We start from the raw sequence: 18,053 nt of genomic DNA, 5'->3' as shown, positions 1-18,053 counted from the left end.
GGTTGCGGCGGCTTTGGTGCTCCATGTCGCGGCATGGGGTTTTGGTCAACGGTGCCGAGGGAGCGATCCCAAAGACACCCACAACCGGTGGGCCTCGCCCGTGCGCAAACATCCGACGGCGCGCATAGGGTTACGGGCCTTTTCTTATTTCTGGAATCAACATGACTGAAAGTTTTGCCGAACTGTTTGAACAGAGCCAACAGGCCATCTCCAAGCTGAAGCCGGGCGCGATCGTCACCGGTATCGTTGTGGAAATCCGCAACGACGTCGTTGTGATCAACGCTGGCCTGAAGAGCGAAGGCATCGTCCCGATCGAGCAGTTCAAGGACGAGAAGGGCGAGTTGGAAGTGCAGGTGGGTGACGAGGTGAAGGTTGCCCTCGATGCACTCGAAGACGGTTTCGGCGAGACCAAGCTGTCGCGCGAGAAAGCCAAGCGTTCGATGGTGTGGGACGACCTGGAGCAGGCGTTCGACAAGGAAGAGACCATCACCGGCATGATCTCCGGCAAGGTCAAGGGTGGCTTCACGGTCGACATCAAGGATGTCCGCGCATTCCTGCCGGGCTCGCTCGTTGATGTGCGTCCCGTGCGCGATCCGGTTTACCTCGAGGGCAAGGCGCTCGAGTTCAAGATCATCAAGCTGGACCGCAAGCGCAACAACGTTGTCGTCAGCCGCCGCGCCGTCGTCGAGACCGAGTTCTCCGAAGAGCGCGAGAAGCTGCTGGAACGTCTGACCGAAGGCGCTGTGGTCAAGGGTACCGTCAAGAACCTCACCGACTACGGCGCGTTCGTGGATCTGGGCGGTATCGACGGCCTGCTGCACATCACCGACATGGCGTGGAAGCGCGTGCGTCATCCGTCCGAAGTCGTCAACGTCGGCGACGAGTTGGACGTCCGCGTGCTGAAGTACGACCGCGAGCGCAACCGCGTATCGCTGGGCCTGAAGCAGCTGGGCGACGATCCGTGGGTTGCTATCTCGCGTCGTTACCCGGTCGGCAGCCGTCTGTTCGGCAAGGTTTCCAACGTCACCGATTACGGCTGCTTCGTCGAGATCGAGCCGGGCGTCGAAGGTCTGGTCCACGTTTCCGAAATGGATTGGACCAACAAGAACGTCAATCCGGCCAAGGTCGTGCAGGTCGGCGACGAAACCGAAGTGATGGTGCTGGACGTGGATGAAGAGCGTCGCCGCATCTCGCTGGGTATCAAGCAGACCCGCTCGAACCCGTGGGAAGCCTTCGCAGCGATGCACAAGAAGAACGACAAGGTGTCCGGTCAGATCAAGTCGATCACCGACTTCGGCATCTTCATCGGTCTGGACGGCGGCATCGATGGTCTCGTGCATCTGTCCGATATCTCCTGGCAGGCGTCGGGCGAAGACCTCGTTCGCAACTTCAAGAAGGGCGACGAGATCGAAGCCGTGGTGCTGGCCGTGGATCCGGAGCGCGAGCGTATCTCGCTCGGCATCAAGCAGATGGAGCAGGATCCGTTCGGTCACTTCATGGCCGTCCATCCGCGAGGCACCATCGTCAACGGCACCGTGAAGGAAGTCGATGCCAAGGGCGCCGTGATCGATCTGGGCGATGGCGTCGAGGGTTACCTGCGCGCCAGCGATATCGCCAAGGAGCGCATCGACGATGCCACGCAACATCTGAAGCTGGGCGACAAGGTGGAAGCCAAGTTCACGGGCATGGACCGTAAGGGTCGCCAGTTGTCGCTGTCGATCCGCGCCAAGGACGAGGAAGAGCTGCAAGACGCGATGGCGGAATACTCGTCCGCGTCCGGTGGCACGACCAAGCTTGGTGCGCTGCTCAAAGAGCAGCTCAACAAGGCTGACTAAGCAGTGCTTGCAGTGGGGCGGCGGGAACGCCGCCCCAACTCGTTCCACGTCACGGACATTGGGGACCCATGACCAAATCCGAGCTGATTGAGGCGCTGGCAAGGCGCCAGACCCATCTTGCGTTTGGCGACGTCGAGCTGGCGGTCAAGAACGTCATCGAACAGATGAGTCAGGCCTTGTCCACCGGCGAGCGCATTGAAGTGCGCGGTTTCGGCAGTTTCGCCTTGCACTACCGCCCACCGCGTATGGGCCGCAATCCCAAGACCGGCGATGCCGTTGCATTGCCCGGCAAGCACGTTCCGCACTTCAAGCCCGGCAAGGAGCTGCGCGAGCGTGTCAACATGCATCTGGAACAGAACGACGGCTGATCGTTTACTGCTCAATCCTTATTCCGACAGGCAGGCGGCCGATGGCCGACCCTGCCTTTCTTTTTTTCACGGCAGGCGAACGATGACTGGAACTGAATCGATCTTTATCGATGTCTGTGCCGCCTACAGCCAATCGGTTAAAGTCGCACGATGCGACTGATCGTGATGCTGCTATTGCTGTTGTTCATCGCCGGGGGAGTGGTGCTCGGGGCGCTCAATGCGGACCTCGTTGGCTACGACCTGGCCTTTGCACGCGTCCAGGTCCCGAAAGGGGCCGCCTTGCTCGCCATGCTGGCGGTAGGCTGGATTCTCGGCGGCCTCACTGCGTGGCTGGGTGTCACCACCCGGCATCGCCGCGAAGTGCGGCGCCATGCGAAAACCCAGGGCGCGAAAGCTTCGAAGACATCATGAGCATTTTCTACTCGCTGCTGGCTTTGCTCATACCGGCGGCCTTCCTAAGTGGCTGGTGGACTGCTCGTCGTGCAGGTGTTCGACGTTCTGGCGAGCAGGTCAGCGAACTGTCCTCCGATTACTTCCGTGGCCTGAACTACCTGCTCAATGAAGAGCAGGACAAAGCTATCGAGGTGTTCCTCAAGCTCGCCGAATACAACCGAGACACCGTGGAAACGCACTTAGCGTTAGGCAACCTTTTCAGGCGTCGCGGCGAAGTGGATCGAGCTATCCGTCTGCATCAACATTTGGTCTCCAGGCCCGGTCTGTCCGAAGGCATGAAGACCGTGGCGTTGCTGGAGCTGGGCGAAGACTACATGCGCGCCGGTCTGCTCGATCGCGCCGAGGCGCTGTTCTCGGATCTGGTGGCGATGAATGCGCATGCGCCGTCGGCCTTGCGCCATCTGATTGCCATCTATCAGCACGAGCGCGATTGGCACAAGGCGATCGAGCATGCGCGCCGCCTGGAAACCATGACGGGCGAAGAGGAAGAAACCACCATCGCGCAGTTCTATTGCGAGCTCGCGGAACAGTCCCGCCAGCATGGTGCACGCGCCGAAGCGCGCGAATACCTTGAGCAGGCCTTCGCTTGTCAGCCCGATTGCGTGCGTGCCTTCATGCTTACCGGGCGACTGCACGCGGAAGAGGGTAATCACGCCGAAGCGGTGGATACCTATGAGCGTGCAGTGGACGCGGATATCGCCTTTGTGCCCGAAATTCTGCCGCCGTTGCTCGACAGCTATGCGCGCTCGGGTCAAATGGAGCGCGCAGAGGGTTTTCTGCGCGATATCCTGGCACGCTATCACGGCATATCGCCGGTGCTTGCGTTGACGCATCTCTATGAAAAACGCGACGGTGAAAAACCGGCCATCGAATTCCTGACATCACAGTTGCGTCAGCGTCCGTCGGTGCGCGGCCTCATGGCGCTGATCGACGCCACGATGGACAAGATCGAAGGCGAGGCGCGTGAGAATTTCCTGATCCTGCGCGATCTCACGAAAAAGTTGCTCGAAGGACAGGCCATGTACCGTTGCAGTCATTGCGGCTTCGGTACCAAGGCGCATCACTGGCAATGTCCCAGTTGCAAAGGCTGGAGCACCATCAGGCCGATTCACGGTGTCGCCAATGAGTGATGCTGTCGTGGCTACGGTTGCCCCGATTGCGTTCGCTGCCCTGATTGCTTTCTTCATTGCCTTTGGGGTGGTGCGTGCGGCGATTGCCTATGCACATCGCCGTGGGATGTTCGACCAACCCGGGCAGCGACGCTCGCACAAGCTGCCCACGCCACGCGGCGGCGGTATTGGCATCATCGCTGCCGCATTGCCGACCGTGCCAGCGTGCTTGGCGTATGTGCAGCCTTCCTGGACTCTTCACATCACCGTCACGTTGTTGGTTGCGACGGTTCTCGTTGCCTTGATCGGGTGGTGGGACGATCACAGTTCGCTACCGGTGCTTCCCCGCTTCGGGGTCCAGGTGCTGGCGGTGGCCTTCTTTTCCGTTGCACTTTTGATCCATGGCCAGGGCTGGTTCTGGTTGCCCTTGCTGGTGCTTGCAGGCGCCTGGAGCATCAATCTGCACAACTTCATGGATGGCATCGATGGCTTGCTTGCACAGCAGGGGATTTTCGTGGCCTGTGGTCTCGCAGTGCTTGCCTGGTGCGTGGGGCAGGTAGCGTTGGCCGGCGCGTCGGCGTGCGTCGCAGCGGCCTGCCTGGGGTTCTGGTGCTACAACCGTCCGCCGGCTCGAATCTTCATGGGGGACGTGGGTAGCGGGAGCGTCGGCCTGTTGATTTTCGCCCTCAGCGCCATGCTTTGGCGGGTCGATGAGCGGCTGCTGTGGCCGGCCCTGATCCTCAGTTCAGCATTTGTGACGGATGCGAGCCTTACTCTGCTCAACCGTATGTTGCGAGGACGCCGCTGGTACACTGCCCACCGCGAACATCTGTATCAATGGATCGTGCGGAGGGGCTGTACGCATGCTGCGGGATCGGCTTGGTATGTAGGGTGGAACCTGCTGGTGGCAGCGCCGTTAACGGCGATGGCATTCAAGAGGCCAGGGATGGGGCTGGTTGCCTGCATCGTCACTTATGCGATCGCAGCGATTGTCTGGCTATTGGCCAAACGTCGCTTGATCCGACGAGATCGATACAAGGTTCGTTATGTCCATACGTAAATGGGTCGGGATAGTTCATCCACGCGTGGCAGTGGTCTTGCACGACCTGCTGGTCACGGCGCTTGCCTGGTGGGTGGCCAAGGAACTGCGCTACGCGCTCGATCCGCAACTGCCTGTGACATTCGGTTTTCTCGAATTTCCGATCGTGTTGCTGATCCAGGGCCTGGTCTATGCGTGGACCGGGCTTTACAAGGGCGTATGGCGTTTTGCCAGCCTGCCCGACCTCTGGAACATCCTGCGCGCCGCCATCGTCGGCACGGTAGCCATAGGCGTAGCGCTGTTTCTATATGGCCGTCTGGAAGGTGTGCCGCGCTCGGTCTTGTTGCTCTATCCGTTCGTCCTCGCGCTGTTCCTGGGGACGCCGCGGCTGGCCTACCGCTTCTGGAAGGACAGTCGCATCGATCTTTTCATGCAGGCGAAGACGCAGCGTGTGCTGATCGTGGGCGCAAATCGTGCCGGCGAGGCGCTCTCGCGCGATTTGCACCGCGACAGCAGCTACGTCGTTGTCGGGTTCGTGGACGACCAGCGATCCCTGCGCGGTGCGCGCATCAATGGCAAGCCTGTGCTCGGCACGCTCGATCAGCTTCCTGATGTCGCAAGGGAAGCCGCAGTGCAGATGCTGCTCATTGCGCTGCCCGGTGCGAGTGCGCGACAGATGAGGCAAGTGGTCGAACTTTGCGATCGCACCGGTCTTCCGTATCGCACCGTTCCCAAATTGGAAGACGTCGTCGCCGGCCGCGCGCAATTCAATCAGATCAAGGAAGTATCCATCGAAGACCTGCTTGGTCGCGATGCGGTGGAGCTGGACTGGACACAAATTCGCGAAACGCTGACAGGTCGTCGCGTGTTGATCACGGGCGGCGGCGGTTCGATCGGTTCCGAGTTGTGCCGTCAGGTGGCGCGGTTGGGTGTGCACGCGCTCACCATCGTGGAGTCGTGCGAATACAACCTTTATCAGATTTCGCAAGAGTTGCGCGCCGCGTATCCGGAGTTGCTGCTCAACAGTGTGCTTGCCGATTGCGGCGATCCGATTGCCATGCGCCGTTTGTTCACGGAGACCATGCCGCAGGTGGTTTTCCATGCCGCAGCGTATAAGCACGTGCCGATGTTGCAGGGCCAGTTGCGTACGGCTGTACGCAACAACGTGTTGGCTACGCGTACGGTGGCCGATCTTGCCAGCGAAGTCCGGGTGGAGTGTTTCGTACTCATCTCCACCGACAAGGCTGTCAATCCCACCAGCGTGATGGGCGCATGCAAGCGCATTGCCGAGATCTGGTGCCAGAATCTCAACGCGCATTCGAAAACGCATTTCATCACGGTGCGATTCGGTAACGTGCTGGACTCCGCGGGTTCGGTGGTGCCGCTGTTCCGCCAGCAGATCCAGGCAGGTGGTCCGGTCACCGTAACGCACCCGGAAATCTCGCGTTATTTCATGACCATTCCCGAAGCTACCCAGCTGATCCTGCAAGCGGCTGCACTGGGCAAGGGCGGCGAGATCTTCGCGCTCGATATGGGTGAGCCCGTCAAGATCCGCGACCTGGCAGAACAGATGATCCGGCTTGCGGGAAAGAAGCCGGGCACGGAGATTCCGATCGTCTACACAGGGTTGCGTTCGGGCGAGAAACTGTTCGAAGAGCTTTTCCACCCGCTGGAAAACTACAGCGCTACCCAACACAACAAGATCTTCCTTGCACAGCATCGTCCTGTGTCCTGGGAACTGTTGCAGGCCCAGATCGCCAAGGCCGGTGAAGCGGTTCGCAATTTTGACGAAGATGAATTGCGGCGCTGCGTTTCCAACCTGCTTCCGTCGTTCTGCTGGACCGATGCACCCCAGCCTGACAATGTCGTTTCAATTCGCCGTAACGAAATCGGAGAAAAGTGAGTGAGCAAGCCATTGCGTAAGGTGGTGTTCCCTGTGGCGGGACTCGGTACGCGCTTCCTGCCGGCCACCAAGGTTGTCGCCAAGGAAATGTTGCCTGTTCTGGATAAGCCGCTCATTCAATACGCCGTCGACGAAGCAGTCGATGCCGGTGCAGACACCCTGGTGTTCGTCACCAATCGCTACAAGCACGCTATCGCCGATTACTTCGACAAAGCCTACGAGCTTGAATCGAAGCTGCAGGAAAAGGGCAAGGACGAATTGCTGGCGCTGGTTCAGGGAACGCTGCCTCGCAACGTGCGCGCGATCTTCGTCACGCAGCCCGAGGCGCTTGGCCTTGGTCATGCGGTGCTGTGTGCCAAGCCGGTCGTGGGCGACGAACCGTTCGGCGTAGTACTCCCGGACGACCTGATCTGGAACCGCGGCAAGGGTGCGCTTCGCCAGATGGCTGAGCTGAGCCAGGCTGAGAACGCCGGCGTCATCGCCGTGGAAGAAGTGCCGCACGACCAAACCGACAAATACGGCATCGTCGACGCCGAAACGATCGATGCCCGCAGTGCCCGCATCCGTTTCATGGTCGAGAAGCCCAAGCCTGCCGACGCGCCGTCGAATCTGGCTGTGGTGGGGCGCTACGTGTTGCCAGGGCGCATCTTCCAGCTCCTTGAACAGACCAAGCCCGGCGCCGGCGGCGAAATCCAGCTGACCGATGCCATCGAGGCTCTGCTGATGGAGCAGGGCAAGGTGCTCGCCTACCGGTTTGAAGGCACTCGTTTCGACTGCGGTAACAAGGCCGGCCTGGTCCGGGCGACCATGCACATGGCCATGCAGGATTCGGTATTGGCTCAGACCGTTCGCGAGTTCACCGCGCAACTCTAAGCTTGAAACGCTGAATTATTCCGAAGGCGCCGGGCAACCGGCGCCTTTTGTCATTCTGCTGCCCCAGGCGTGCCGGGCGTGTCAGAATCGTGACCGCAAGCTGCCATTTTTCGCGAGCAGCATGTGCATGGGGAATCGTGTTCGTAATGCGGTCATGCCGGCAGGCGTGACCCTTCCCCATAGGTGAAAGAACGCCACGACGCGCAAAACGCCGTGGTCACACACGGATTGAACATCGGAAGGCATTATGGATTTGCTGCGCTTTCTGCTTTTGCTGCCGGTACGGCTGGTAACCGGTCTTCTCAGTGCCCTGGCGTGGATGTTCACACCGTTGGTAGGCCAGGTCAGTTGGTCCGCGCCCGCCTGGATGCATGTCGTGCGCCGCCGCCCCCTGCAGTCGGCTGCCGTCGTTCTGGTGACGGCGCTGGTTGCTTCAGGCGGATGGTTTGGATGGCAGTGGTACAAGCACCGCCCACGTCCGCAGGAGCCGGTGAAGATTACCTGGCAGGTCAACACGCCCGACATCACCGACTACAGCAAGCTTCCGCTGGTCATTCATCCGCTGGAGCTGGATTTTTCCGGCTCCGCCGCGCCGATTGAACTCGTCGGCAAGCCGGTGACGACCGGCATCACCATGCAGCCTGATACCAAGGGGCAGTGGACCTGGGTGGATGATCGCACCCTGCGTTTCACGCCTGCCGCCGACTGGCCGGTCGGCCAGCATTACAAGGTGCGTTTCGATGTGCCGCAGGCCTTTGCGCGCCACGTGCTCATGGCCAACGATCACTTTGAGTTCGACACGCAAAAGTTCGCGGCAACCTTTGGCGCGGGTGAGTTCTATCAGGATCCGCAGGATCCCACCGCCAAGAAAACCATCGTTCCAGTCAATTTCAACTATCCGGTCGACACGGCACAGTTTGAAAAGCTTATTGCGCTGACGCTGGCCGGGAAGGGCGATAGCGCGGGCACGCCGTTGAAATTCAGCGTCACCTATGATCAGTACAAGCTCCATGCATGGATTCATTCCCAACCGTTGGATCTGCCGCGTGACGATGGTTCCGTAGCGGTCAAGATAGACAACGGCCTACGCAGCTCGCGCGGGGGCGAGGGAACGCAGAACGAGCTCAACACGAGTGTGCGTGTGCCAGGCCTCTACAGCCTCGCCGTGCAAGACATCAGTCCCACACTCGTGGACAACGACAAATACGAACCCGAACAGGTGATGGTGATCAACCTGAGTGGGGCTGTGCGCGATAGCGATCTGGCAAGTCTGGTCCATGCGTGGGTGCTGCCGGCGCAAAAGCCTGGCGTGAACAATACTCAGGAATCGGACGCGGATAACGCGCAGGACGTCAACTACGACTGGAGTGCGGGCGAAGTCGGCAACGACACCTTGCGCAAATCGCAACAGATCCCGCTTGAAGTCGTACCTACCGAAAACGACTACCAGCCCCTGCAAAGTTTCAAGTTCCACGCCAATCCTGGGCAGCGCATTTATGTGCGCGTCGACAAGGGCTTGAAGTCCTTCGGCGGCTACGTACTTGGCAGGCCGGTGGCAGACGTGATCACCGTGCCCGACTATCCGAAGCTGCTGCACTTCATGGCCAGCGGATCGCTGCTGTCGCTGAGCGGCAGCAAGCGCATCTCTATCGTTTCGCGCAACATGGCCGGTATGCGCCTGGAGGTGGGGCGCGTGTTGCCGGATCAGTTGCAGCATCTGGTGAGCCTCAACCAGGGCGACTACAGCCATCCGCAATTGGTGGAAGGTTTTGGCGAGGAGCACATCGTCGAGCGCTATCAGGTCAAACGCGCGTTCCCGACCGACGATCCTGCGCATGCGCATTACGAGGGCGTCGATCTCAGCCAGTACCTGCAAGGCAACAAGCGCGGCGTATTTCTGCTCCATCTGTATGCATTCGATCCTGCGGAGGCAAAAAAACAGGCCGAAGAAGCCGCCAAGGCGAAAGCGCGTGCACAGCAAGGCATCGCACCGCCACCGTCGGGCGCTCCGGCAGATTCCGATACGTCCAGCGACGACTCGAACGCCAATGCCGATGACAACGACGCAGCGGAAGACAGCCGTCTGATCGTGGTGACCGATCTGGGCATGCTCGTCAAGCGCGCGCTCGATGGCAGCCAGGATGTATTCGTGCAGTCCATCCGCAATGGACAACCGGTGACGGATGCCAGCGTATCGGTGTTGGCAGTAAACGGTCAGACGCTGTACACGCAAACCACCGGTGCTGATGGCGTGGTGCATTTCCCGACGTTCAAAGGATTGGACCGCGAGAAACGTCCCGCGCTCTACATTGTCAGCAAGGGCGAAGATCTTTCGTTCCTGCCTGTCGGCGGCTACGACCGCCAGCTCGACTACTCGCGTTTCGATATCGGCGGAGAAGCCAGCTCAGTCAATCCGGGCACGCTTTCGGGTTACCTGTTCTCCGATCGTGGCATCTACCGTCCTGGCGATGAGATTCACATCGGCCTGATCGTCAGGGCGGCGAGCTGGACGCGCGATGTCGCCGGCATTCCGCTCGAAGCCGACATCGTCGATCCGCGCGGCGTCACCGTGAAGCAGGTGCCGCTGAAGATGGACGACTCCGGCTTCGGCGAACTCGCTTACACCACCTCTGAAACCTCGCCCACCGGTACATGGGCGGTGAACTTGTACATAGTGCGCGATGGCAAAGCCGATACGCAGATCGGCAACACCACGGTGCAGGTGAAGGAATTCCTGCCCGATCGCATGAAGGTCGAGGCCAAGCTGTCCAGTCAGGTGGCCGAGGGCTGGGTCAAGCCCGATGGTCTCAAAGGACTGGTGGATGTGCAGAACCTGTTTGGCACGCCGGCGGCGGATCGGCGCGTGGAAGCGTCGCTGACGCTGCGTCCCGCATGGCCCGCGTTCCGCAGCTGGTCCGATTACCACTTCTACGACGTCCATCGCGCGAAGGACGGTTACGAGGAAGCTTTGCAAGATGGCAAGACCGACGATAAAGGCCATGCCGAGTTCGACCTCGATCTGAAAAAATACGCCGATGCCACTTATCAGCTGTATTTCCTGGTCAAGGCGCATGAGGCCGACAGCGGACGCACCGTCGCGGCAGCCGCACAGACGCTGGTCTCCAGCAACGAATGGCTGGTCGGTTACCGCAGCGAGGACAACCTCGACTACGTGGACCGCAACGCCGTTCGCAAAGTGCATCTGGTGGCGATCGATCCACAGGCGAAGTCGATCAAGCTGGATGGTCTCAAAGCACAGCTGATCGAACGCCGCTACGTCTCCGTGCTCACCAAGCAGAATTCGGGTGTCTACAAATACGAATCCAAGCTCAAGGAAATTCCCATCAATGAGCAGCCGCTGCTGATTCCCGCCGGCGGTCTCGATGTCACCTTGCCGACCGACAAGCCGGGCAACTATGCGCTGGTGGTCCTGCGCGGCAGCGATCGCGTCGAGGTCAACCGCGTCACGTACTCGGTAGCGGGTGCCGCCAACTTGTCGCGTTCGCTGGATCGTAATGCAGAGCTGCAGCTGAGCCTGCAGCAGTCCGATTACAAGCCGGGCGATACGGTCAATATTTCGATCCATGCGCCTTATGCCGGCAGTGGCCTGATCACGATCGAACGCGACAAGGTCTACGCGCATGCGTGGTTCCATGCGGACACCACCAGCTCGGTGCAGCAGATCACCCTACCCAAGGACTTCGAAGGCAACGGCTACATCAACGTGCAGTTCGTCCGCGATCCGTCGTCGGATGAAATCTTCATGAGTCCGTTGAGCTACGGCGTCGTGCCGTTCTCGGTGAACCTGGATGCGCGTCGCGATCCGGTCACCGTTGAGTCGCCGGCTTTGGTCAAACCTGGTGAAACCGTTACCTTCAAGCTGCACGCGGATCATCCAGCCAAGGCGGTGGTCTTTGCGGTGGACGAGGGCATACTGCAGGTCGCGCGCTACAAGCTGGGCGATCCGCTGGGCTTCTTCTTCCGCAAGAAGATGCTGGAAGTACAGACCTCGCAGATTCTCGATCTGATCCTGCCGGACTTCGAGAAACTCATGGCTTCCACCGCGGCGCCGGGCGGTGACGCGGATGCGGCCATCAGCCGCCAGCTCAATCCGTTCAAGCGCAAACGCGACAAGCCCGTGGTGTTCTGGTCGGGCATCGTAGATGTCGATGGCGAGAAGGATTTCACCTATACGGTGCCGGATTACTTCAACGGCAAGTTGCGCGTCATGGCGGTGGCTGTATCGCCGGATCGTGTCGGTACTTATGAAGGCAGTACGACGGTGCGCGGCGATTTCGTGCTCTCGCCCAATGCGCCGACGACGCTGGCGCCCGGTGACGAAGTCGACGTGAGTGTGGGCGTGGCCAACAACCTCACCGGCCTGGGCGGCAAGCAGGTGCCGGTGGCGGTCACGTTGAAGACGGGACCGCAACTGCAGGTCGTCGGATCGGCCACGCAAAGCTTGAACCTCGGTGAGATGCGCGAAGGCGTGGTGCGTTTCCACCTCAAGGCTACCGAACAGCTCGGTTCGGGCCACTTGGCCTTTACCGCGGCGTACAACGGCAAGTCGGCCAGCCAGGCGGTGGATGTCTCCGTGCGTCCTGCTGCCGCATATCGAACGCAGGTCGACGTGGGGCAAGTGGCTACACGCAGTCAGGTCGATTTGTCGCCGCTGCGCCCGATGTTCGATGCGTACGCGTCGCGCGATGCGGCCATTTCGCCGCTTCCGTTGGTGCTCGCGCAAGGCATCACCAGTTATCTGGTCAACTACCAGAACTATTGCAGCGAGCAGGTCGTCAGCATGCTGATGCCGCGCCTGATCGTGGCCAAGTGGCCGCAGGTGCCGGTGTTCGCGCATGCCTTGCAGCCCGCCTTCGGCGATGAAGGCGACAAGAAGATCAGCAACGCCGAGGCGATGGCGAAATTGCTGGATGTGCTGCATGCGCGGCAGAACAGCGAGGGCGGCTTCGGTTTGTGGGCTGCAACGCCCGATTCGGAGCCATTCGTTTCCAACTATGCGATGAACTTCCTGCTCGAAGCGCGCGATCGCGGTACTTCCGTGCCGCAGGACATGCTCGATGCCGGCAACAAGTATCTGCAGCAGCTTGCCAGCAACGACGGCATGGATTCGCTCGACTTGCTGCGTCAGCGTGCCTATGCGGCGTATTTGTTGACGCGCCAGGGCAACGTCACCACCAATGCCCTGGCGTCGATCCAGAAGCGCCTGCAGGATGCCTATCCGAAGGACTGGAAAAACGACCTGGCTGCGGCATGGCTGGCGGCGTCCTACAAGTTGCTGAAGCAGGATGATGAAGCCAATCGCCTGATAGCGGGCCCGGAAAAACAGTTGGCGCGTTCGGAAGCGCGCGAGGATTTCATTTACGGGTACTACTACGATCCGCTGGTTCGCGACGCGACCGTCCTTTACCTGCTCGCCAAGCATTTCCCCGAGCGCGCGAACGCATTGCCGCCGCGCGTGTTCGAAAACATCGCATGGCCGCTCGGGCATGAGGACTTCAACACGTTGTCTTCCGCCATGACCATCCTGGCGCTCGACAGCTACGCCAACCAGAATGCGAGTCAGCTCGACAAGCTGAGCATCCAGGAAGTCCATGCGGATGGCAGCGTCAAGCCCATTGCCAGCATCCAGGGCGATCTGCTGCAGGCCGGCAGCTGGAGTGCGGCAGCCAGCAAGCTGCGCTTTATCAACCAGAGCAGCCTGCCGGCGTGGCATGTGGCGAGTCAGGGCGGTTACGACCGCGTGCAACCGACGACTGCAATCAAGAACGGCATCGAAGTCGTACGCGACTACACCGATGCGCAGGGCAAACCTGTCGATACCGTCACCCTTGGGCAGGAGATCGACGTGCACGTCCGCATCCGTGCGACGGGCGACCAGGGTATCGGCAACGTTGCCGTGGTCGATCTGCTGCCGGGCGGTTTCGAGCCGGTGATCCAGCCTCCGCCGGTCGCAAATGCATCTGACAGCAATAGCGGCAGCGGCGATAGTGGCAACGGAAGCGGCGACGACAATTCGTCCAGCGGCAATGACAACCAACCCGCCACGCCGGCATGGCGTTCGCCGATCGGCTTGTCGCAGTCCACATGGCAACTGGAATACGCCGATATCCGCGAGGACCGCGTGGTGATCTACGGCACAGCGACGCCGGATGTGCACGAGTTTGTCTACCGCATCCGCGCCACGAATGCGGGCAAGTTCGCGATACCGCCGGCGTATGCGGAGTCGATGTACGACCGCGCCGTCCAGGCACGGTCACCGGGCGGTAGCGTGCTTACCGTGACAGACAAGCCTTGAGGTGTACGGATGCCCTCTCGTCATCGACGAGAGGGCATCGCCTAACAGATATGCCGGCTTTCATCCGAACCATCTTGAAAACGTTGGCGCACTGGATATGGCGCTGGCAGAACTGGCTTGTGGCTGCCGCGTTGATCATCGCCGTGCTGGCGGGTTGCCGGCTCTGGCCCCATCCGTCACTGCGCGGCTGGCTGCCGTCGTCGACGGCCGTATACGACGACAAAGGACATCTGCTGCGGCTGACGTTGGCCAGCGATCAGCAGTATCGCCTGTGGGTTCCGCTGAAGGATATTTCTCCGCAGCTCGTCGATGGCGTCCTGTTGCACGAGGACCGCTGGTACCGCTGGCATCCCGGCGTCAATCCTTACGGGTTGTTGCGCGGCGCCTGGGTCACCTACGTGCGGCACGGTTCGCCTCAAGGCGGTTCGACCATCACCATGCAACTGGCGCGCCTGTTGTGGGGACTCAATACGCGCACGCCCTTGGGCAAGTTGCGGCAGATCGCGCGCGCCGAGCAGTTGGAGTTGTTCTATTCCAAGCATCAGATTCTGGAGGCGTACCTCAACGACGCGCCGTATGGCGCCAACGTGCAGGGCGTGGGCGCCGCCAGCCTGATCTATTTCGGCAAGCCCGCCAAACAGCTCACGCTGCCGGAGGCGTTGACGCTGGCGGTCATTCCGCAGGATCCATCGCGGCGCCTGCAAGACGGGCAGGGCGCCAACACGCTCATCAGCAGCGGGCTGGCGAATGCGCGCAATCGTTTGTATGCGCAATGGCTTGCATCACATCCGCGCGATGCATCGCTGAAGCCGCTCTTCGCGTTGCCGTTGACGCTCAGACCGCTGAACCGCATGCCTTTCGAAGCACCACATGCCGTGGAGCAGGTACTGGCAAGCTCATCGATGGATGCCGATGACAGCAGCGCGGTGCTGTCCACCACCATCGATCTGGACTTGCAGCACAGCCTGGAGCGACAGCTTGCCTTGTACGTCAAGCGCAATGCCTCACGCGGCATTCGCAATGCGGCCGCCATCCTCGTCGACACGCGCGACATGGGGATCAAGGCCATGGTCGGTTCCGCCGATTATCGCGACGCATCCATCCAGGGACAGGTGAATGGAACGCTGGCCAAGCGCTCGCCCGGATCGACACTCAAGCCCTTCATCTACGCCTTGGGTTTCGACCAGGGCGTGTTACAGCCGCAGACCGTGTTGCGTGATGTGCCGACCGCGTTCGGCCCGTATACGCCGGAAAACTTCGATGGAAACTTCCTCGGGCCGATTACCGCCACGCAGGCCTTGATTCGCAGCCGGAACATTCCGGCGGTATGGGTCGCCTCGCAGTTGCACCAGCCCAGTCTCTACGATTTTCTGCAGCAGGCCGGCGTCAGCAGGATGGCCAGCGAGCAGCACTACGGCCTGTCACTGGTACTCGGCGGTGGCGAAGTCACCATGCAGGAACTCGCCGGGCTCTACGCCATGCTCGCCAATCAGGGCGTGCTGCGGCCACTGCGGTTGCGGGCCACGGATCCGCAGGTTCAGGGCACGCGTCTGCTGAGTGAAGAAGCCAGTTTCATGGCGATGGACATCCTGCGGCAGAATCCTCGCCCCGACGACGCGTTGGGCATGCAGTCGATGCGCATGCCGGTGTATTGGAAGACCGGAACGTCATGGGCTTTCCGCGACGCCTGGACGGCGGGCAGCGTCGGGCCTTATGTGCTGGTGGTGTGGGTCGGCAACTTCGATGGCAGCGGCAATCCCGCCTTTGTGGGCGTGGAAGCAGCGGCGCCGTTGTTCTTCCAGATCATCGATGCCCTGCACGCCGAGCACGTGCCCATGGATGAGCCCATCCGCCATATGCCGGCCAACCTCAAGCGCGTGCAGATTTGCCTTGCCAGCGGCAACCTGCCCACGCAGTGGTGCCCGCAAAAGGGATTCACCTGGTTCATCCCCGGCAAGTCGCCGATCCGGGTGGACGACATCTACCGGCCGGTCGTGATCGACGATGCCACGGGAACGGCGGCGTGCCCGCCCTTCGAGGGAAAACGTACGCACGTCGAGGTGTATGAATTCTGGCCCTCGGATCTTCAGCGGGTGTTTCAACAGGCGGGCATGCCCCGGCGCAAACCGCCGACCAATCCCTCGTGCGGCAACGAACGCGTGGACGGAACGCCGCCAAGCATTACGTCCCCCCTGCGCGGGAGCACCTACGCGTTGCGCCTGAAGCAGCTGGCTGACGAGCGCATACCCTTCACGGCCACCAGCGACGCGGGCGTGCATGCGCTCTATTGGTTTGTGGATGACGCCTATATCGGGCGCAGCGCACCCAACGAATTGCTGTACTGGCAGCCGCGCAGCGTAGGTCAATACAACGTTCGCGTCGTCGACGATCACGGCCGCGCGGACCAACGGCTGCTGGACATCACCCTGGTCGAATGACAGCAGTGGGCGCAGCCGCGTTATGCTCGGCATCCAAACCGCCCCGGTCCATCCGCTTATTCACAGGCATGAAGCAACCCTCAGTTCCGTCCTACTACCGTGCCACCGCGACGCCTTACCAGCCCTATGCACCGCTGCAGGGGCGGCAAGAGGCGCGCGTGGCCATCATTGGAGGCGGTTTTGCCGGATTGAACGCCGCGCTGAGTCTGGCTGAGCGCGGCGTCCGCGATGTGGTTGTGCTGGAACGCGAACAGATTGGCTTCGGTGCATCCGGACGCAACGGCGGGTTCGTATTCGGCGGTTACTCATTGGGCGAAACGGCGTTGCGCGAGCAGCTTGGCGACCAGCGTGCGCGCGACGTATTTCAGTTGACCACCGCGGCAGTACAGCGCATACGCGAACGCGTTGCGCGTTACGCGATTCCCTGCGACATCGTCGACCAGGGCATCATCTGGGCCAATTGGTTTCGCGATCCGGACGTTTTGCGCCGGCGGCAACACCTGCTCGCCGACCACTATGGCGTGCACTGGGATTGGATGCCGCAGGAAGAACTGCGCGAACGCGTACGCAGCCAGCGCTATTACGACGGTCTCTACGAACGCAATGCCTTGCACCTGCACCCACTTAATTACGCGATCGGATTGGCCGGCGCGGCAGCACAGCAGGGCGTGCGCTTTCATGAAAACACCGATGTGTGGCGCTTACGGCGGGAAAACCAGCACTGGCTGGTAAGCACGCCGCAGGGCGAATTGCAGGCTGAGCACGTCGTGCTTGCCTGTGGTGGCTATCTCGCGGGGCTGCGCAAACAGATCGATCGCTCGGTGCTCCCCATTGCCACCTACGTGATGGTGACCGAACCTTTGGGCGACCGGCTCGACGATTGCCTTCAGACGCGCGCTGCGGTTTACGACACGCGATTCGCCTTCGACTACTACCGTCCCCTGCCGGACAAACGAATATTGTGGGGCGGACGAATTTCCATCCGCAATCGTTCACCGTCGGCGGTGCAGCGCGTGTTGACCCGCGATCTGCTGCGCGTTTTTCCTTCGCTGAAGGGTGTACGCATCGATTACGCATGGTCCGGCCTGATGAGCTATGCACGCCACCAGATGCCGCAGATCGGCAGCAGCGGCGATGGGTTGTGGTGGGCACAAGCGTTCGGCGGCCATGGTTTGGCCCCCACCTGCGTGGCCGGGGAGTTGCTCGCGTCGGCCATTGCCGAAGGCGACACGGGTTGGAAGCAATTTGCCGACTACGGTCTGGCCCGCGCCTACAAACCGTTTGGTTTCCTGGGTGCACAGGCCAGTTACTGGTGGCAGGAATTCAACGATTGGTTCAAGACGAGTCTGGAAGGATGAGCGAACAAGCAGTAGCCGCGCAGGAAATCACCTGGGCCGATTTTGAAAAGGTGTTGATCGTCGCGGGCACCGTGACACGCGTGGAACCTTTTCCGGAAGCGCGCAAACCCGCATTGAAGGTATGGGCGGACTTCGGCCCCTATGGCGAACGCAAGACGAGCGCGCAGATCGCCGCGCTCTATGCACCGGAGTCGCTGGTCGGACGGCAGATCGTCGGCGTCATCAACTTTCCGGAAAAACAGATAGGTCCGTTTCGGTCGCAGTTTCTGCTGACGGGATTCCACACCGAGCAGGGTGTAGTGATTACCGCCGTCGAACGGCCAGTGCCAAACGGAACCAGGCTCGCATGAAAAGATCAAAC

General features: G+C 60.9%; 10 protein-coding genes and 1 pseudogene. All 11 read left to right on the top strand.

Annotation, left to right across the window (positions count from 1 at the left end; all coding sequences use genetic code 11):
• Positions 1 to 161 precede the first annotated feature (161 nt).
• The gene (gene rpsA / locus DWU99_RS03115) at positions 162 to 1,835 is read left to right on the top strand and encodes a 30S ribosomal protein S1 (RefSeq protein WP_115476518.1); all 1,674 of its coding nucleotides are present in this window, start codon (positions 162 to 164) and stop codon (positions 1,833 to 1,835) included.
• Between the two features lie 35 nt (positions 1,836 to 1,870).
• A pseudogene (locus tag DWU99_RS03110) lies at positions 1,871 to 2,203 on the top strand (integration host factor subunit beta); the annotation flags it as partial.
• Positions 2,204 to 2,353: 150 nt separating this feature from the next.
• Positions 2,354 to 2,614: a LapA family protein gene (locus DWU99_RS03105; RefSeq protein ID WP_115476516.1), complete on the top strand. Its 261-nt coding sequence runs from the start codon at positions 2,354 to 2,356 to the stop codon at positions 2,612 to 2,614.
• A complete protein-coding gene (lapB, locus tag DWU99_RS03100) occupies positions 2,611 to 3,786 on the top strand; it encodes a lipopolysaccharide assembly protein LapB (protein WP_115476515.1) in 1,176 nt (391 codons plus the stop codon). The genes DWU99_RS03105 and lapB overlap by 4 nt, the downstream gene beginning before the upstream one ends.
• Positions 3,787 to 3,892: 106 nt before the next feature.
• A complete protein-coding gene (locus tag DWU99_RS03095) occupies positions 3,893 to 4,825 on the top strand; it encodes an MraY family glycosyltransferase (protein WP_233510842.1) in 933 nt (310 codons plus the stop codon).
• Positions 4,812 to 6,707, top strand: a complete 1,896-nt coding sequence (locus DWU99_RS03090) for a nucleoside-diphosphate sugar epimerase/dehydratase (RefSeq protein WP_115476513.1) — start codon at positions 4,812 to 4,814, stop codon at positions 6,705 to 6,707. The genes DWU99_RS03095 and DWU99_RS03090 overlap by 14 nt, the downstream gene beginning before the upstream one ends.
• The gene (gene galU / locus DWU99_RS03085; protein WP_115476512.1) at positions 6,708 to 7,580 is read left to right on the top strand and encodes a UTP--glucose-1-phosphate uridylyltransferase GalU; all 873 of its coding nucleotides are present in this window, start codon (positions 6,708 to 6,710) and stop codon (positions 7,578 to 7,580) included.
• A 247-nt stretch (positions 7,581 to 7,827) separates the two neighbouring features.
• On the top strand, positions 7,828 to 13,896 hold the full coding sequence (locus DWU99_RS03080) for an alpha-2-macroglobulin (protein WP_115476511.1): 6,069 nt from the start codon (positions 7,828 to 7,830) through the stop codon (positions 13,894 to 13,896).
• A gap of 74 nt (positions 13,897 to 13,970) precedes the next feature.
• Complete coding sequence (gene pbpC, locus DWU99_RS03075; protein ID WP_233510839.1) at positions 13,971 to 16,334, top strand: penicillin-binding protein 1C; 2,364 nt, start codon at positions 13,971 to 13,973, stop codon at positions 16,332 to 16,334.
• A 68-nt stretch (positions 16,335 to 16,402) separates the two neighbouring features.
• The gene (locus tag DWU99_RS03070; protein ID WP_115476509.1) at positions 16,403 to 17,692 is read left to right on the top strand and encodes an NAD(P)/FAD-dependent oxidoreductase; all 1,290 of its coding nucleotides are present in this window, start codon (positions 16,403 to 16,405) and stop codon (positions 17,690 to 17,692) included.
• Positions 17,689 to 18,042 (top strand): tRNA-binding protein, encoded by a 354-nt coding sequence (locus tag DWU99_RS03065; protein WP_115476508.1) that lies wholly within the window; start codon positions 17,689 to 17,691, stop codon positions 18,040 to 18,042. The genes DWU99_RS03070 and DWU99_RS03065 overlap by 4 nt, the downstream gene beginning before the upstream one ends.
• The last annotated feature ends 11 nt before the right edge of the window (positions 18,043 to 18,053 follow it).

This window comes from Dyella psychrodurans, assembly GCF_003363265.1.
GTDB lineage: Bacteria > Pseudomonadota > Gammaproteobacteria > Xanthomonadales > Rhodanobacteraceae > Dyella_B > Dyella_B psychrodurans.
Note: the sequence above shows the minus strand (reverse complement) of the source record. Positions and strands in the feature narration are given on the sequence as shown.

Excerpts from the sequence above, each read along its gene's own strand:
- DWU99_RS03080 (WP_115476511.1), top strand. The coding sequence starts at position 7,828 with ATGGATTTGCTGCGCTTTCTGCTTTTGCTGCCGGTACGGCTGGTAACC.
- rpsA (WP_115476518.1), top strand. The coding sequence starts at position 162 with ATGACTGAAAGTTTTGCCGAACTGTTTGAACAGAGCCAACAGGCCATC.
- lapB (WP_115476515.1), top strand. The coding sequence starts at position 2,611 with ATGAGCATTTTCTACTCGCTGCTGGCTTTGCTCATACCGGCGGCCTTC.
- DWU99_RS03095 (WP_233510842.1), top strand. The coding sequence starts at position 3,893 with ATGTTCGACCAACCCGGGCAGCGACGCTCGCACAAGCTGCCCACGCCA.
- DWU99_RS03065 (WP_115476508.1), top strand. The coding sequence starts at position 17,689 with ATGAGCGAACAAGCAGTAGCCGCGCAGGAAATCACCTGGGCCGATTTT.
- DWU99_RS03090 (WP_115476513.1), top strand. The coding sequence starts at position 4,812 with ATGTCCATACGTAAATGGGTCGGGATAGTTCATCCACGCGTGGCAGTG.
- DWU99_RS03070 (WP_115476509.1), top strand. The coding sequence starts at position 16,403 with ATGAAGCAACCCTCAGTTCCGTCCTACTACCGTGCCACCGCGACGCCT.
- DWU99_RS03105 (WP_115476516.1), top strand. The coding sequence starts at position 2,354 with ATGCGACTGATCGTGATGCTGCTATTGCTGTTGTTCATCGCCGGGGGA.